This window comes from Pseudomonas sp. MF6755, from assembly GCF_016405635.1.
Classification (GTDB): Bacteria; Pseudomonadota; Gammaproteobacteria; order Pseudomonadales; family Pseudomonadaceae; genus Aquipseudomonas; species Aquipseudomonas haemolytica.
In genome coordinates this window covers 26,392-43,104 of record NZ_JAEKDA010000028.1, presented here as the reverse complement: position 1 = coordinate 43,104, position 16,713 = coordinate 26,392, and the positions used below count along the sequence as shown (strand labels likewise).

At 61.7% G+C, this 16,713-nt stretch carries 15 protein-coding genes; 5 read left to right on the top strand and 10 right to left on the bottom strand.

Annotated features, from left to right (window positions below; all coding sequences use genetic code 11):
- The first annotated feature begins 160 nt into the window (after positions 1-160).
- Entirely contained in the window at positions 161-2,797 is a 2,637-nt protein-coding gene (locus tag JFT66_RS27950) for an MGH1-like glycoside hydrolase domain-containing protein (RefSeq protein WP_198860528.1), read from the top strand.
- A 68-nt stretch (positions 2,798-2,865) separates the two neighbouring features.
- On the opposite strand, the gene JFT66_RS27945 is transcribed toward JFT66_RS27950, so the two are convergent.
- Both JFT66_RS27945 and JFT66_RS27940 read right to left on the bottom strand, forming a co-directional pair.
- A complete protein-coding gene (locus JFT66_RS27945; protein WP_069788445.1) occupies positions 2,866-3,180 on the bottom strand; it encodes an SCP2 sterol-binding domain-containing protein in 315 nt (104 codons plus the stop codon).
- A gap of 56 nt (positions 3,181-3,236) precedes the next feature.
- Positions 3,237-3,947 (bottom strand): histidine phosphatase family protein, encoded by a 711-nt coding sequence (locus tag JFT66_RS27940; protein WP_198860527.1) that lies wholly within the window; start codon positions 3,945-3,947, stop codon positions 3,237-3,239.
- A 193-nt stretch (positions 3,948-4,140) separates the two neighbouring features.
- On the opposite strand from JFT66_RS27940, the gene sohB reads away from it, so the two are divergent.
- Entirely contained in the window at positions 4,141-5,166 is a 1,026-nt protein-coding gene (gene sohB, locus JFT66_RS27935) for a protease SohB (RefSeq protein WP_124386286.1), read from the top strand.
- Between the two features lie 34 nt (positions 5,167-5,200).
- On the opposite strand, the gene JFT66_RS27930 is transcribed toward sohB, so the two are convergent.
- Positions 5,201-6,709, bottom strand: a complete 1,509-nt coding sequence (locus tag JFT66_RS27930) for an MFS transporter (protein ID WP_034119960.1) — start codon at positions 6,707-6,709, stop codon at positions 5,201-5,203.
- 150 nt (positions 6,710-6,859) lie between these two features.
- Between JFT66_RS27930 and JFT66_RS27925 the strand changes: the two genes are divergently transcribed.
- A complete protein-coding gene (locus tag JFT66_RS27925) occupies positions 6,860-7,756 on the top strand; it encodes a LysR family transcriptional regulator (protein ID WP_034119959.1) in 897 nt (298 codons plus the stop codon).
- Here the strand turns inward: JFT66_RS27925 and dhaL are convergent.
- The 7 genes from dhaL to JFT66_RS27890 all read right to left on the bottom strand — a co-directional run bounded on the left by dhaL (position 7,713) and on the right by JFT66_RS27890 (position 14,909).
- The gene (dhaL, locus tag JFT66_RS27920; RefSeq protein WP_034119958.1) at positions 7,713-8,360 is read right to left on the bottom strand and encodes a dihydroxyacetone kinase subunit DhaL; all 648 of its coding nucleotides are present in this window, start codon (positions 8,358-8,360) and stop codon (positions 7,713-7,715) included. The genes JFT66_RS27925 and dhaL overlap by 44 nt on opposite strands.
- Before the next feature lie 3 nt (positions 8,361-8,363).
- Complete coding sequence (locus JFT66_RS27915; protein ID WP_153839528.1) at positions 8,364-9,365, bottom strand: dihydroxyacetone kinase subunit DhaK; 1,002 nt, start codon at positions 9,363-9,365, stop codon at positions 8,364-8,366.
- A gap of 69 nt (positions 9,366-9,434) precedes the next feature.
- Positions 9,435-10,550, bottom strand: a complete 1,116-nt coding sequence (locus JFT66_RS27910) for an MDR/zinc-dependent alcohol dehydrogenase-like family protein (protein WP_032876099.1) — start codon at positions 10,548-10,550, stop codon at positions 9,435-9,437.
- 27 nt (positions 10,551-10,577) lie between these two features.
- Positions 10,578-11,333, bottom strand: a complete 756-nt coding sequence (locus tag JFT66_RS27905; RefSeq protein ID WP_153839530.1) for an SDR family oxidoreductase — start codon at positions 11,331-11,333, stop codon at positions 10,578-10,580.
- A gap of 72 nt (positions 11,334-11,405) precedes the next feature.
- Complete coding sequence (locus JFT66_RS27900) at positions 11,406-12,413, bottom strand: substrate-binding domain-containing protein (RefSeq protein ID WP_034119955.1); 1,008 nt, start codon at positions 12,411-12,413, stop codon at positions 11,406-11,408.
- A gap of 34 nt (positions 12,414-12,447) precedes the next feature.
- Complete coding sequence (locus JFT66_RS27895; RefSeq protein WP_198860526.1) at positions 12,448-13,425, bottom strand: ABC transporter permease; 978 nt, start codon at positions 13,423-13,425, stop codon at positions 12,448-12,450.
- The gene (locus tag JFT66_RS27890) at positions 13,422-14,909 is read right to left on the bottom strand and encodes a sugar ABC transporter ATP-binding protein (protein WP_198860525.1); all 1,488 of its coding nucleotides are present in this window, start codon (positions 14,907-14,909) and stop codon (positions 13,422-13,424) included. Before JFT66_RS27890 ends, JFT66_RS27895 begins: the two co-directional genes overlap by 4 nt.
- Before the next feature lie 283 nt (positions 14,910-15,192).
- Here JFT66_RS27890 and rpiB point away from each other — a divergent pair, with 283 nt between their 5' ends.
- Positions 15,193-15,654 carry a ribose 5-phosphate isomerase B gene (gene rpiB, locus JFT66_RS27885; protein WP_034119952.1) on the top strand — a complete coding sequence of 154 codons (462 nt, stop codon included), beginning with the start codon at positions 15,193-15,195 and terminating at the stop codon, positions 15,652-15,654.
- Positions 15,655-15,717: 63 nt separating this feature from the next.
- Positions 15,718-16,698, top strand: a complete 981-nt coding sequence (locus JFT66_RS27880; protein ID WP_003191835.1) for a sugar-binding transcriptional regulator — start codon at positions 15,718-15,720, stop codon at positions 16,696-16,698.
- Positions 16,699-16,713: the final 15 nt, after the last annotated feature.

Here is a 16,713-nt window from a genome sequence, read left to right as displayed (position 1 = left end):
GACTTCATTCTGCAAATGAATGCGACATGGCGCTTTGGGCACAGGCAACGATTGCAGCGCCTTACTCGAAGACACCTGCGCCATCTTCCAAGTCTTCATGTGCAACCGGGCGTCATTGGGTTCTACACTGCGCCTCACTGTGTAGGTGATGGAGGACTCAATGACGGCCGTACCCGTAACCAGCCTGCTTGACACGATTGAAGGCCAGCGCCTGGCCAAGCAAGACGCCGAACGTTGGCGCGAGTGGGGCCCGTACTTGAGCGAGCGCCAATGGGGCACGGTGCGCGAAGACTACAGTGCCGACGGTGACGCCTGGGCCTACTTCCCCCATGAACATGCACGTAGCCGCGCCTATCGGTGGGGCGAGGATGGCTTGGCCGGTTTCAGCGACAAGGCACAACGCTGGTGCCTGGGCCTGGCGCTGTGGAACGAGCAAGACGCAATCCTCAAGGAGCGCCTGTTCGGCCTCAATAATGCCGAAGGCAACCACGGTGAAGACGTCAAGGAACTGTACTTTTTCGTCGATGGCGTACCGAGCCATGCCTACATGCGCATGCTCTACAAGTATCCCCATGCCGCCTTTCCCTACACCGACCTGATCGCCGAAAACGCCCGCCGTGGGCTGGGCGATGCCGAGTATGAAATCCTCGATACCGGTGTGTTTGAAGACAACCGCTACTGCGACGTCAGCATCGAATATGCCAAACACCAGCCCGACGATATCTTCATGCGCATCACCGTGCACAACCGCTCGGACCAACCGACGCGCCTGCAGGTGCTGCCCCAGTTGTGGGCGCGCAATGACTGGAGCTGGACCTTCGATGCGCCCAAGCCCAGGTTGACCCTGGAAGGTGAGCGCGTGCTGGCCCGTCATCATGAGCTGGACGATCGCCAACTCAGCGCCTGGGGCCAGGACGGGGTGCAATGGCTGTTCTGCGAAAACGAGACCAACTTCGCCAAACTGGACGGGCAACCGACGCCAGGGCCATTCAAGGATGGCATCAACGATTATGTGGTGGAGGGTGATCAAGGGGCGATTCGTCGCGACGTGGGCACCAAGGTGGCGGCGCATTTCAGCCTCGAGCTGGCGGGCCAGGAAAGCAAAATTATCTATCTGCGTTTTGCCCCTGTGGATGCGCCCGAGGTCAATGCGCGCAAGCTGTTTGCACAGCGCCGCCAGGAGGCCGATGACTTCTACGCGGCCCTGCAACAGGGCATCGCCGATGACGATGCGCGCAATGTGCAGCGCCAGGCCCTGGCCGGCTTGCTGTGGTCCAAGCAGCTGTACTATTTCGACGTGAACCAGTGGCTCGACGGCGACCCGGCCCAGCCCGCGCCGCCGCCCGAGCGCCTGCATATCCGTAATACCCATTGGCGGCACCTGTCCAACTTCGACATTCTGTCCATGCCCGATACCTGGGAATACCCGTGGTACGCCTCCTGGGACCAAGGCTTCCAGGCGGTAGCCATGGCGCTGATCGACCCGGGCTACGCCAAGCAACAACTGCTGTTGCTGGTTAAGGACCGCTTCATGCACCCCAACGGCCAGTTGCCGGCCTATGAATGGCGCTTCGACGATGCCAACCCACCGGTGCATGCCTGGGCCAGCTGGCGTGTGTATCAGCAGGACAAGGCGCTGACCGGCGTGGGCGATATGGATTTCCTGGAGCGCATCTTCCACAAGCTGCTGCTGAATTTTTCCTGGTGGGTCAACCGCAAGGACGCCGAGGGCCGCAACCTGTTCCAGGGTGGTTTTCTCGGCCTGGACAATATCGCCTTGTTCGACCGCTCGGCCGCGCTACCGCCCGGCTACCAGTTGGACCAGGCTGACGGCACCGCCTGGGTCGCGGCCTATGCCCTGGACCTGATGCGCATCGGGCTGGAGCTGGCCAAGCGCAATGTGGTGTACGTGGATATTGCCGTGAAGTTTTTCGAGCACTTCCTGTACATCGCCGGCGCGATCAACCGCGTCGACGACAGCGCCGAAGGCCTATGGGATGAGCAGGATCTATTCTTCTACGACGTGCTGCACCGCCCCGACGGCCAGGGCGAACCGGTGCGCCTGCGTTCCATCGTCGGCCTGATGCCATTGTTCGCCGTATTGGTGCTGGAGCAGCGCGAGCATGAAGGCTTGGATGGGCTGCGCGAGCGCCTGCTGGGGTTTATGCATCACCGGCCGGACCTGGCCAAACTGGTCTCACGCTGGAACGAACCGGGGCAGGGCAACCGCCTGCTGCTGGCGTTGCTGCGCGGTGAGCGCACCAAGGATTTGTTGCGGCGCATGCTCGATGACAATGAGTTCTTGTCCGCCTTCGGGGTGCGCTCGTTGTCCAAGGCGTTCGCAGAGCAACCCCTGGCACTGAAGATGAATGGCGACACCTTGTGCGCCAGCTACCAGCCCGGCGAATCCGATTCACGCTTGTACGGCGGCAACTCCAATTGGCGCGGGCCGCTGTGGATGCCGGTGAACTACATGCTGATTGAATCGTTGCGCGAATTTCATCGGTACTACGCGGATAATTTTTCCGTGGAGTACCCGACGGGCAGCGGTTACCTGTCGTCCATGGAGGAGGTGGCTGATAGCCTCAGCCAGCGCCTTACGCGGTTGTTTCTCAGGGATGAAAATGGTCTGCGGCCGTCAATGGCGGGGTATGCGCAGTTGGAGGCGGACCCGGCCAGCCGTGACCTGGTGTTGTTCCATGAGTATTTTCATGGGGAGACGGGGCGAGGGTTGGGGGCTTCACACCAGACAGGCTGGAGTGCGTTGGTGGCGTTGTTGCTGCAACCCAGAATCTGAATACCACGGCAGATCAATGTGGGAGGGAGCAAGCCCCCTCCCACAGGGATTCAGGTTTTACCCATGAATCAAGCTGGGAACAGCTCGCTCAATTTCATCGCCAGCATCATGTCGCCTTCGGTGCGCAGCTTGCCGCCCATGAACGCCTGCATGCCGTCGGTAGAACCGTCGACGATGCCTTTCATGGTTTCTGCGTCCATGACCAGAGTCACTTGGGCGTCAGGGTTTTCACCTTCCAGCAGTTCGCAGGTGTTGTTTTTCACCACCAGCGAAAAATTCTGGGTGTCGTCGATACGGAAACCAAACACCAGGTCCAGGCCGTCGGCAGCGGCTGGGTTGAATTTGGCTTTCATTGCTTCTACAGCTTTGGCTACGTCAGTCATGGTTTCGATCCTTTTATGGTGAGTCCAGTGACCTTGGGGTCACGGTTGGCCGCAGTTCATCGGAAAGTGATGAGCTGCGGCGCCTTCAACAGTTGCAAGTGGGTATGACTGTTGAAGGAAGCCAGTGCCACCTCGCGACCGCGGAATTTCAGCTGGTTGAGCGAGGTGTTAACAATTTGCCAGTTCAGTTCGAACGCCTGGGCGGCAGGCATTCGGGTAATCAGGTGGAGCAGGGCGGTGATAGTGCCGCCGGAGGTAAACACGGCGATTTTGTCGGCGTTGTCGGCGGCCTCAAGGATGCGCTGTAAGCCACCCTGGACCCGCTCGACAAACCCCAGCCAGCTTTCCAGCCCTGGTGGATCATAGGTGCCGGCCAGCCAGCGCTCGATGAGCAGGGCGAAGATGCGCTGGAACTCACTGCGGTTCTGCGCGCCATTGCGCAGCACGTGCACGGCGTCGGGTTCGCTGCTGAGCAGGTCGGGCAACAGGCCGCGGATAATCGCTTCGCCGTCGAATTCGTTGAAGGCACTGTCGGTTTCCAACGCCGGAACCGGCAGGCCAAGGGCGCTGTATTGATCCAATGTGGCGGTGGCGGTGTGCTGCTGGCGACGCAGGTCACCGGCAACACAGCGGTCGAACGTAAGGCCCAGGTCTGCCAGGTGGCGACCGAGCACTTGCGCCTGTTCCACACCGACGGGCGACAGGACGTCATAGTCGTCTGCACCGAAGGAGGCCTGGCCATGTCGAATCAGATAGATGCTGCCCACGTCCGTTTTCCCGGTACGTTGAAAGTCTGGCGAGGTTATGAGGATGCCTGCGGGCTGTCAATGAAAAAACATACGCTTGTTTTAAAAGCGCGTTGGAGCCCATCTGCTGGCGGTTTGATCACTGGCTCCAACGCGGTGGCGTCGGTATGCTGGGGCCATCCGCGCCTGGCGCAGTGCATTCTTAAGGAGACATATGGATTTTTTGGCCGAATACGCGAGCTTTCTGGCGAAGACCGTCACCCTGGTGGTCGCTATTCTGGTGGTATTGATCAGCTTCGCAGCACTGCGCAGCAAAGGTCGTCGTAAATCCGCCGGCCAATTGCAGGTCAGCAAGCTGAATGATTTCTACAAGGGCTTGCGCGAGCGCCTGGAGTCGAGCCTGCTCGACAAGGACCAGCTCAAGGCCCTGCGCAAGTCCGAAAGCAAAGCCGAAAAGAAGCAAGGCAAGAAGAAACCCGAGGCCAAGCCGCGGGTGTTCGTGCTGGATTTCGACGGCGACATCAAGGCCTCGGCCACCGAAAGCCTGCGCCATGAAATCACCGCGCTGTTGAGCCTGGCCACACCCAAGGATGAAGTGGTGCTGCGCCTGGAAAGCGGCGGCGGCATGGTGCACAGCTATGGCCTGGCCTCGTCGCAACTGGCGCGCATCCGCCAGGCCGGCGTGCCGTTGACCGTGTGCATCGACAAGGTGGCGGCCAGCGGCGGCTACATGATGGCGTGCATCGGCGAGAAGATTATCAGCGCACCCTTTGCCATCCTCGGTTCCATTGGCGTGGTGGCGCAGTTGCCCAACGTCAACCGCCTGCTGAAAAAGCACGATATCGACTTCGAAGTGCTGACCGCAGGTGAATACAAACGCACCCTCACGGTGTTTGGCGAAAATACCGAGAAGGGCCGGGAGAAGTTCCAGGAAGACCTGGACATCACTCACCAGTTGTTCAAGAACTTCGTCTCGCGCTACCGTCCACAGTTGGCGATTGACGAGGTGGCCACCGGTGAAGTGTGGCTGGGTGTTGCCGCCCTCGACAAACAACTGGTCGATGAGCTGCAAACCAGTGACGAATACCTGGCTACCAAGGCCAAGACCGCCGAAGTGTTCCACCTGCACTATGCCGAGCGTAAAAGCCTGCAAGAGCGCGTCGGCCTGGCGGCCAGCGGTTCGGTGGACCGGGTGCTACTGACATGGTGGAGCCGGTTGACCCAGCAGCGGTTCTGGTAGCCAATCTTCAGAATGTAGGCCGCCCCTCCCACATTTAGCTGTGTGTGGGGATCGGCTTGCGCATCAACCTCCCCACCACCAGCGCCCCCAGCAATCCCAATAACCCCGCCACCCATAACACCCCGCTGAACCCGCCCACAAACGCCTGCCGCGCCAGCGGTTGTACCGTCACCCGCGCCGCTTCCGGCACCAGGCTCAGCGCCGCTGGCATATCGCCCGCCACCACCCGCGAAGCAATCCCAGCCACCTGTGCCTGCCATTGGGGGTCGATACTCGCGTTCAGCAGTTGCTCGCTATGGCTACTCAGCAATGCGCCATATACGCCGATAGCCAACATGATCGCGCTGAAACGCATGGTGGTGCTCATGCCCGACGCCATCCCCGCACGGTCCCGTGGTACACAGGCCATGATGTTTTTCTGCGTGTCGCCATTGAGCAATCCAGCCCCCGCACCGGTGACGGCAATCGCCAGGGCAAAGGGCAAATAGCCGCCAACCTGCACCGCCCAGGCGCTCAACAGGTTGCCGCAGCCCACCAGGGTCAAGCCGCTCGCCATCATTGTCGCCGGCGTGAAGCGTGCCGCCAGGCGTGCACCGATGCGCGGGCAGACCAGCATGGTCAAGGCGAACGGCAGCATGCCCAGGCCCGAGGCAATCGCGGAGAAACCGAGGCCGTTCTGCAGGTAGAACGGCAGCAGCGTCATCATCACTTGGGCACACCCGGCATAGGCAAACATGCCGAGCAAGGCGCCGATAAAGCGTGGGTGCCGAAACAGCTGCAAGTCCACCATCGGTCGCTGTTGCAGCCGTTCGACCAGTACGAACACGCCCATCAACAGCCCGCCACCGATCAGGCGGGCGTAGGTCAGCGGGCTGTCCCAGCCGACACGATTAGCCTCGATCAGCCCCCAGATCAGGCACAGCAAGCTGCCACTGAACGCCAGGCTGCCCCAGGGATCCAGGCGCGCCGATTGAGTGTCGCGAGACTCCGGGATCGCCCGCAGCACCAGCGCCATCAGCCCCAGGCCCACCGGCAGGTTGAGATAGAAAATCCAGCGCCAGCCCAAGTACTCGGTAATCAAGCCGCCTACGGTCGGCGCTGCGGTCATCGCCACACCCATGCACGCGCCCCAGAACGCCCACGCCTTGGCCCGTTCCGTTTCATCGTGGAAGGTATGCCCGATGGAGGCCAGCGCGGAGGTCAGCAACAGGGCCGCGCCCACCCCCTTTACTGCCCGGGCGGTGTCCAGCCAAAGCGCAGTGGGGGCCGCGCCGCAGCCAAGGGACGCAAGGATGAAAATCCCCAGGCCCCACACCAGGGTTTTCTTGCGGCCGAAGCGATCGGCGATACTCCCGGCCGGCAACAACAGCGCGGCGAACGCCAGCATATAGGCGCTGACCACCCATTCGATATCGGCAAAGTTGGCGCCCAGGTCGCGGGCGATGCTCGGCAGCGTGACGGCAACGATATTGGTATCGAGCACGATCAACGAACAGACGCCGGAAGCGGTCAGCAACGTCAGGCGTGGACTGACCCGGCTCATGATTGAATTACCTTACAGGTAATAGGGAAAACACAGTTGACGTACATCGCAAGGGCTCTCTAATGTTGAGTTACTGCAAGCTTATCCCCTGCCAATCACGTTTTTGTTAGGCGCGGGAAAGCACTTCATTACCTTTGAGCTAATGCTGCGATGGAAATCCGCCATTTTCGTTACTTCCTGGCCGTGGCCCGGCAGCGCAATTTCACCCGTGCCGCCGAGCAATTGGGCATCGCGCCGCCCACCCTGAGCCGGCAAATCCAGGACATGGAAACCAGCCTGGGCACGCGCTTGTTTATCCGCCAGCAGCGCGAAGTCAGCCTCACCGAAGCGGGTGCCGCGTTACTGATCGAGGCCGAAGCCACTGTGCGCCAGTTCGAGTTCGCCCAGCGCAATGCCCAGCGCGCCGGGCGTGGCGAGACCGGGCATATCGAGTTGGGCTATGTGGCCTCGGCGCTGTACTCGGGGTTATTGCAACGCCAGGTACAGGCGTTCAGCGAGGCGTTTCCCGACGTCAGCGTGACGGTGCGTGAATGCGCCATGGCAGCGCTGCCAGGCGCGGTGGCCGATGGGCGGTGCGATATCGGTTATATCCGCTCGCCGATGACCTTGCCTGACGGCGTGGACGCGGTGCGTCTGGACAGCGAAGGCTTTGTGCTGGCGCTGGCCCAGGATTCCTGGCTGTTGGGGCTCAGGGCGATCGCATGCGAACACCTGGAGAACGAGACGTTTATCTTGCCGGAGCAAATCAGCGGCACGTTGCACGTTGCCGCCCAAGGCGGCTACGCACCGCGCCTGGGGCCGCAGCCGGGCGGGTTGGTGGCGGTAGTGGCGCTGGTGTCGCTGGGGCAGGGCATAGCGGTGGTGCCGGCATCGATGGTCGGGCATGTGAGCCTGCCGGGCGTGGTGTACCGCACTATTCAGGGCTGCGATGCGTCGTCGTGGCTGTCGTTGATTCACCGGCGCTTTGAAAAAGCGCCGGCGGTGGCGCGGTATATCCAACAGGTCAAGCAGTCAGCCGCGGCTGCACCGAGTCGGCCAGCCGCGTAAGGATCAGGCAGCACGACACCGCCCCGGCATCCAGCACGCCGAGGGAGCGCTCGCCCAAGCGACTGGCGCGGCCGATCTTCGCCACCAGGTCCTTGGTCGAATCGCGCCCCTGGGAGGCCGCGGTTTTCATCGCCTCCAGCGCATTATTGAAGGAGGCCCCCGAGGCATGCGCCTGTTCAAACGCCTCTACCGCTGGAATCAAGGTATCCATCAGGCACTTGTCACCTACGCCCGCCTCGGTGATGTCTTGCAGTGAGGTCAAGCCGCCGCGCAACAGGTGGGCGAAGGTGGCGGCATCGATGTCTTCGCTGCCGCGCACTTCGTTGGCCATGCCGATAAACAGGCTGCCGTACAACGGCCCCATGGAGCCGCCGATGCCTTCCATCAAACTCAGGGTCAGTTCATCCAGGGCTTCGGCCAGGCTCAGTTGACGGCCTTCGATCGTGCGACCGCAATGGGCGAAGCCCTTGGCCATGTTGATGCCGTGATCGCCGTCGCCAATCGCGCCGTCGACTTCGCTGAGGTATTCACGGTTGGCCACGATGACGCTGACCAGATCGGCGACGATGGCGCTGCCATCGCGGGTGGAAAAATGCTGGCTCATGGTTCACTCCGCCTGGGTCATGCCGATGGAACGGCAGGGTTGGTCGATCAGGGTTTTCAGTTCTAAGTCGAGGCCGAGCAGGGTCAGGGTCACGCCCATCATTTCCAGGGAGGTGAAGTAGTTGCCGACGTAGCAACGGTGAATCTTCAAGCCCTTGGCCTTGAGCTGTTTTTCCACCTCGGCGTAGAAAATATACAACTCCATCACCGGTGTAGCGCCGAGGCCCGAGACCAGCACCACCACACTGTCGTCCTGACTGAAATCACGATCCGCCAGGATCGGTGCGAGCATGCGCTCGGCCATGGCGGCAGCCGGCTCAATCGGGATGACTTCGATGCCCGGTTCGCCGTGATGGCCGATGCCCAACTCCATCTGGCCGTCGGGGATCTGGAAGTTCGGCTTGCCCACGGCAGCGATGGTGCAGGGCGTGAGGCCGATACCAATCGAGCGGCAGTGGTCGACGGTTTTCTGCGCGACGCGAATCACCCCGTCCAGGTCGTAATGCTGGGCGGCGGCGGCACCGCCAATCTTCCACATGAAGATTTCCCCGGCCACTCCGCGACGCTTGGCGATATCCGCCTTGGGCGCCGAGGCCACGTCGTCGTTGGCGACCACGGTGCGGATGTGCATGTCTTTGCTGGCGGCCATTTTCATCGCCAGCTTGACGTTCATATTGTCGCCGGCGTAGTTGCCATACAGGCAAGCCACGCCTGCGCCATGGTCGGCAGCGCGGAAGGCGTCGAAAAAGCTCTTGGCGGTGGGCGAGGAAAAAATCTCACCGACCGCCACGGCATCCACCAGGCCCGGGCCGACATAACCGAGGAACGCCGGTTCATGCCCGGAGCCGCCACCGGTGACGATGCCGACACGGCCGCGGGCGGACGGCCTGGCTTTGACGATGACCCGTGGGTTGGTCTCGTACTGGCGCAGCTCGGGGTGCGCGACCAGGATGCCGCGCAGCATGTCCTCGACCACTTGGTCCGGATCGTTGATGACTCGATTCATAACGCGGGTTCCTGTGTTGTTGTTCTAGTGGTTCAACGCAGTCCAGTGTGGGAGGGGCCTGTGGTGTGCTTAGGGCTCGAGGACCACTTTGAGCGACTTGTCCCCACGCTCCATCACCGCAAACGCCTCCTTGAAATCCGCCAGCGCAAACTTATGGGTCACCACATCGCGCATGTCGATCTTGCGGTTGCCGATAAAGTCGATGGCCCTGGGGTACATGTACGGCCCCAGGTGCGAGCCAAGGATATCCAGCTCCTTGCGGTCGCCGATGATCGACCAATCTACCGTGGCCTCGTCATTGAACACGCTGAACTCGACGAAGCGCCCCAGCTTGCGCAGCATCGCCAGGCCCTGGTTGACCGCCTTGTGGTGGCCGGTGGCTTCGATATAGATGTCGCAGCCGTAGCCGTCAGTGATCTCGCGGATTTTCGCCAGCACGTCCACTTCGGCCGGGTTCCAGACTTCGTCGGCACCCATGCGCAGAGCGAGGGCGGCGCGTTCGGGTTTCATGTCCAGCACGATAAGTTTTTTCGGGTTGCGCAACCGCACCGCGCCGATGATGCCCAGGCCCAGGGTACCGGCGCCGGCGACCACCACAATGTCGTCATGGTCGACGTTGGCGCGCTCCGCCGCGTGCAGCGAGCAGGCCAGCGGCTCGATCAAAATCGCTTCGTCCGGGGCGATGGATTCCGGCACTTTGTGGATGATGCCTTCCTTGGTAAAGATCATGTACTGGGCCATGGCGCCCTGCACATTATTCTGGAAGCCATACAGGTCGTGCTTCTGGCACATCCAGTACTGGCCGTGGTTGCAGAAGCGGCAACCCCAGCACGGCACGATCTGCTCGGAGATAACCCGGTCGCCGACGGCCACGCCGCGTTTCTCGGCGCCTGGACCGAGGGCGACTACCCGGCACACGAACTCATGCCCGGGAATCATCGGCGGCTTCACGTAGCGCGGTTGCTCGGCATCGCCCCAGAACGACGGCGCGCCGCGATAGGTCTTGATATCGCCCATGCAGATGCCGCACAGCTCGACCTTGGTCAGGATCTCATCGGGGCCGGGCGTGGGCACGTCGACGGTTTCCAGGCGATAGTCTTCCGGGCCGTGGCAGACCACGGCCTGCATGGTTTTCGGGATGCTCGGGGCGAGTTGTTCAGGTGTGCGTTCGGTGACGGTAGACATGGCAAAACCTCACGACATAAAGATCAATTACTGAATGCTGTAGCCGCCGTCGATCACCATGTTGGCGCCGGTGATCATCTGCGCGGCATCGCTGAGCAGGTACAACGCCAGCCCGGCGATTTCTTCAGGCAATGCGAAACGGCCCGCCGGGATCTGCAATTTGGCCCGCTCACCCACTTCACCGGCCCAGGCTTTTTTGCCCAGGGCGGTTTCGACGATGGTGGGGGAGATAGCGTTGACGTTGACGTGTGGCGCCCATTCCATGGCCAATACCTTGGTCATGCCGACGATGGCCGCCTTGCTTGCACAGTAGGCAACGTGACGGTCCAGGCCGATCACGGCAGCCTGTGAGGCGAGGTTGACGATGCGCCCGCTGCCGCTGGCCAGCATGTGTTTGGCGCAGGCCTGGGCCATGAAGAAACTGGCCTTGAGGTTGATGTCCAGGGTGATGTCCCAGGCGCTTTCACTGACCTCGATGGCCTTGTCCAGCAGCACCACGCCGGCGCTGTTGATCAAGTAATCCAGGCGTTGGAAGTGTGCGAATACGCGGTCGACGGTGGGTTGTATCTGGGCGATCTGGCCGAGGTCGACGGCAATGCCCAGGTGCCCGGTACCGAGGCGGGCGGCCACCTCGACCACTGCGGGGTCGCGGTCCAGCAGCGCCACGCGGGCACCGCGCTCCACCAGTAGGGTGGCGCAGGCCAGGCCGATGCCGGCGGCGCCGCCGGTGATTACCGCGCAACGGCCACTGAGGTCGAAGGCTTGGTTCCAGAATCCAGACATGAGTGACTCCATTTTCGAAAACGGTGAAGATCAAAATGTGGGAGGGGGCTTGCCTGTATTTCAAGTCAATAGCTACTTACCGCCGCTGACCTGTTTGTACAGCGCATCCGCATTGGCATTGGTCACCGGCACCCACGGCAGGATGTAATTCTTGGCCGTGCCGTCGCCCCATTTCACGTCCTTGGCATAGCGCTCCCAGATCACCGACTGCGGCTTGTAGTCCTTGCCGGCCAGGGCGCGCAGGGCCACGTCCAGCGCGCCTTGAGACTGGGCCTGGGCATCCTGGAGGAAGGTCGTGACTTCATCTTTTTTCGCCGCCTGGATCGCATCCGGCATGCCGTCGATGGAGGTGACGGGCACGTCCTTGGACGTCAGGCCATGGGATTTCAGCGCCTGTACGGCGCCCAAGGCCATGTCGTCGTTCTGCGCGATCACACCGTTGATGCCCTTGGGGTGGGCGTTCAACCAGTCTTCGGTGAGGGTCAGGGCCTGGGCGCGGTCCCAGTTGGCGGTTTTCTTCTCGATGATCTTGATGTCCGGGTGCTTGCCCAGCACTTCCAGCTCGCCTTTTTCCCGGTCGATCTGCGCCGACTGGCCAATCGGGCCCTGGATGATCACCACGTTGCCCTTGCCGTTGAGCTTGTCGACCATGGCCTGGGCCTGCAGGCGGCCGCCTTCCACGTCGTCGTTACCGACATACGGCACGTTGGCATCGGCTACTTTCGTATTGGAGGCGATGACCACCACGTCGTTGCTCATGGCGGCCTTGACGGTACCCACGCCGGCCTTGGTATCAATCGGTACGAACAGAATCGCGTCGTAGCGTTGAGTCACCATGTTTTCGATCTGGTTGTTCTGGGTCAGGGCGTCGTAGTTGCCGTCGAACACCGTCAACTGCACGGTGCCATCCTTGACGGCCGGATGTTCCTTGAGCTCCCGGACCCAGTTCTGCATGAACTGGCCCTTGAGGCCGTAGACGGCTGCACCGATCTTGTAGGTCTTGCCATCGCCAGCCAGGGCGATACTGCTGGCGAGCAGGGAGAGGGCCGCCGCGGCGGCCAAGGGGGTACCCAGTTTCATAAGTAGAACTCCAGTTATTGTTATCGGTCGTTCTTCAGCGTTTTTTCTTGCGCCACACGTCGATCAGTACTGCGAACACGATGATCAGGCCCTTGGCGACCTGCTGGTAATAGGAGGACACGCCGAGCAGGTTCAGGCCGTTGTTGATCACACCGATCAACAGCGCACCGAACAAGGTGCCGACAATGCTGCCGGTACCGCCCGACAGGCTGGTGCCGCCGATGACCACCGCGGCAATCGCGTCCAGCTCATAGGAAACCCCAGCCTGGGGCAGGGCAGAGGTGGTACGTGCCGACAACACCACGCCGGCCAACCCGGCGAGCAGGCCCGAGACCACGTACACCGAGAACATCACCTTGCGCACGCCGATGCCGGAGGTGCGCGCGCTTTTTTCATTGCCGCCCACCGCGTACACATAACGGCCGTAGGTGGTGTAGCGCAGCACCATCCAGAAGATCAGCGCGACCACGGCGAAGATGATGATCGGCACGCCCACCGGGCCGATCTTGCCGATACCCAGGGCCAGGTAGGCGTCGGGCAGGTCGGTGATCGGGCTGCCGTCGTTGAGGATAAAGGTCATGCCCCGGGCAATGCTGAGCATGCCGAGGGTCGCCACGAACGGCGGGATCGACAGGTTGGCGACCATAAAGCCATTGACCACGCCGAGCATCGCCCCGGCAAACATCCCGGCGCTGACGGCTGCCAACAGGCCGTAGCCCTGGGTCGCGACCATGGCGCTGCACAGCCCGGCAAACGCCAGGATCGAACCCACTGACAGGTCGATGCCCTTGGTCAGGATCACATAGGTCATGCCCACGGCGAGGATGCCGTTGATGGAGGTCTGGCGCAGGATGTCCATCCAGTTGCGCCAGGTCATGAAGTATTCGCTGGAGAACGCCATCACCACGCAGAGCAGGATAAACACCAGCGGCAGGCCGAAGCGGTCGAGGGGCAGGCGCAGGCGCTTGCGTGGCGCCGTGGTTACGGGGGCGACAATGGTTTTGGCATTCATGAGGCAAGACTCAACAAGGCTTCCTGGGAAAGGGCGGTGTCGGTGCTGATGGTGATCAGCCGGCCGCCCTTGAATACGGCGATGCGATCGCTCAGGTGCAGCAGTTCCGGAGCTTCCGACGAGACCACGATGGCGGCTCCACCGGCCCGCACGAACTGGTCGAGCAGGTGGTAGATCTCCTGCTTGGCGCCTTCGTCGATGCCCCGTGTCGGCTCATCGCAAAGCAGGCACACAGGTTCCGTGGACAGGCATTTGGCGAGCACCACTTTCTGTTGGTTGCCGCCGCTCATGGACGCCACCGGCAGTTCCAGGGAGCTGGTCTTGATTTGCAGGCGCTTGACCATGTCCTCGGCCAGTTGGGTTTCTTTGCGTGCGTTGATCAGCGACCAGCTCGACAAGCGCTTGTAGGCCGACAGTGCAATGTTCGACAGGATGCTGCCGCTCAGCACCAGACCGCTGTCCTTGCGGTCTTCGGTGACCAGCGACATGCCCGCGTCGATGGTGGCCTTGGGCAGCCCGATGGGCATGGGCTTGCCTTGCAGGGTCACGCTGCCGGAATCCGCCACAGTCAACCCGTAGATGCAATTGAGAAACTCACTGCGCCCGGAGCCCATCAGCCCATAGATGCCGAGGATCTCGCCGCGGCGCAGTTGCAGGCTGATGTCGTGGAACTCGCCGTTGCGGCTCAGGTTGTCGACTTGCAGGCAGGTGTCGGCGGCGCATTCGCGGCCGACCTTGTGGTCGATGCGCGTGAGTTCCTGGCCGACAATGCCGCGTACCAGGTGGTTGCGGTCGATATCGGCCATGCGCCCGCTTTCGACAAAGGCGCCGTCGCGGAAGATGCTGTAGTCATCGGCGATCTGCGCCAGTTCGCTCAAGCGATGGGACACATACACGATGCCGGCGCCACGCGCGGTGAGGCGGCGAATGGCCTTGAACAGGGTCTCGGCCTCGCGCTCGCCGATGGCCGAGGTAGGCTCATCCATGATCATCACCTGGCAGTCATGGCTGAACGCCTTGGCGATTTCCACCAGTTGGATCTGCGCCACGCTCAAGCGGTACATGGGGCGGGTGGCGTCGACGTCGAATTCCAGGCTTTCCAGCAGCTCGCGAGTGCGCCGGTAAAGGGCCTTGCTGTCGACGATGCAGCCGGCGCGGCGCGGTTCGCGGCCCAGCCAGATGTTTTCGGCAACGGTCATGTAGGGGATGGGTTCCAGCTCCTGGGTGATCATCGCGATCCCCGCTGCCAGGGCTTCACTGGGGCGGTTGAACTGCACCGGTGCGCCGTTGAGCACAATGGTGCCGGCGTCACGCTGGGTGATGCCCATCAGGATGCTCAAGAAGGTCGACTTGCCGGCGCCATTGCCGCCGCACAGGGCGTGGACGCTGCCGGCCCGCAGAGAGAGGCGCCCGTCACGCAGGGCAGGTACCCCGGCGTAAGCCTTGGCGACGTGTTCAGCCTGGAGCAGTAATGGCGTGGCCATCGGCGTGTCCTCGTGCTGTGAATTCTTATTAGGTCGCACAGTCATGTTTCGCTGTGATCATATGTGTATCAAATGAAATTCTGATCAGTCAATCTCTTTCACTGAAAAGCGTTAATTCTCATCTTGAGTGGCAATAACGCCTGTTTAGGTAGCTTTGACTGGGAGGTCAGTTAAATCACGCTTGACATGAAGGACATAATGATCGCGAAATGACTGAGAGGAATTTCATTGATTGATCATATGATCAGTTCTAATCAAGGTCAGGGCAGCGGAGCCAGACGCCATGAACACAATTTTCCCGGTGGCTATCGGATGCGATGAAGCGGGTTTTGAGCTTAAAGAGCTGTTGAGGCGTCATATCGAGGCGCTGGGTTACCCGGTGACCGACTTCGGCACCCATTCCACTGCGCCGGTGCTTTATCCGGATATCGCCCTGGCGGTGGCCAATGCCATTAACGCCGGGCAGCAGCGCCTCGGCGTACTGGTGTGCGGCACCGGGATCGGCATGGCTATCTCGGCCAACAAGGTGCTGGGCATCCGTGCAGCCCAGGCCCATGACACCTATTCGGCGGAGCGGGCGCGCAAGAGCAACGATGCGCAGATCCTGTCCATCGGTGCGCGGGTGATCGGTGCGGAGCTGGCCAAGAGCATTGTCACTGCGTTCCTGGCCTCGGAGTTCGAGGCGGCGCGTTCCGGGGCCAAGGTCGAGCGCATCAACGCGATCGAGCGCGATGGGCATCAATAGTGGACGGCACGGGGCAAGAGTCGCGAGAATGCGCCTTTGACGCCGAAACGGAAGCCCGTCCCCATGAGTGACAGTACCCAGCGCATGGCCAGTGATATCGATCAAATGACCGAAGTGGCGATGCTCTATTACCTTGAGAACGTCACTCAGGAAGCCATCGCCAAGCGCTTCGACCTGTCGCGGGCCAAAGTCAGCCGCCTGCTCAAGCGTGCGCGGGATGAAGGCATTGTCGAGGTGCGCGTGTTGCAGCACCCGGCGATGAACAATGAGCTGGAGCGGGCGCTGGTGGAGCGCTTCAAGCTCGACCGGGCCTTGATCGCCGTCGACCACAGTGACCCCGACACCCAGCGTTCGGCGGTCGCCAGCCTGGTGGCCAACTACCTGAACAAGACCCTGGGCGACGGCATGATCGTCGCCGTGGGCATGGGGCGTAACGTGGGTGCGGTGGCCGACAACGTCTTTCTGCCGGTGACGCGCAACTGCACGTTTGTGTGTGCCATCGGTGGTTCACTCAAGGCTGGCGAGTACATGAACCCCGACCATATCTGCCGGCGCCTGGCCCTGCGCTTTGGCGGCGAGAGTGAAAGCCTGTACGCCCCGGCGCTGGTGGCCAACCCGGAACTGCGCGGGGTGTTGATCAATAACGATACGGTGCGTTCCACCCTCGACCGTGCGCGGCGTGCCGACATTGCCCTGATCGGCATTGGCGACATGAGCGAAAACAGCAACATGGTACGCATGGGCTGGTTCTCACCCCAGGAAATCGCCCAGGCGCGCTTGTCCGGCACGGTGGGCGACATGATGGGCTATGACTTTATCGACATTCACGGCCAGCCGGCGGTCAACGCCATCCAGGGCCGAGTGATCGGGTTGACGGTGCAGGAACTGTTCCGTATCCCGGATGTGGTGGCGATTGCCAGTGAAAACACCAAGGCGGCGGCCACGTTGGGGGCATTGCGCTCGGGGGTGATCAATACGCTTGCGACGACCGTCACCAATGCTCACACCATCCTGGCGCTGGACGACGCCACGCGTAAAACCTGACATCACACCATTCCA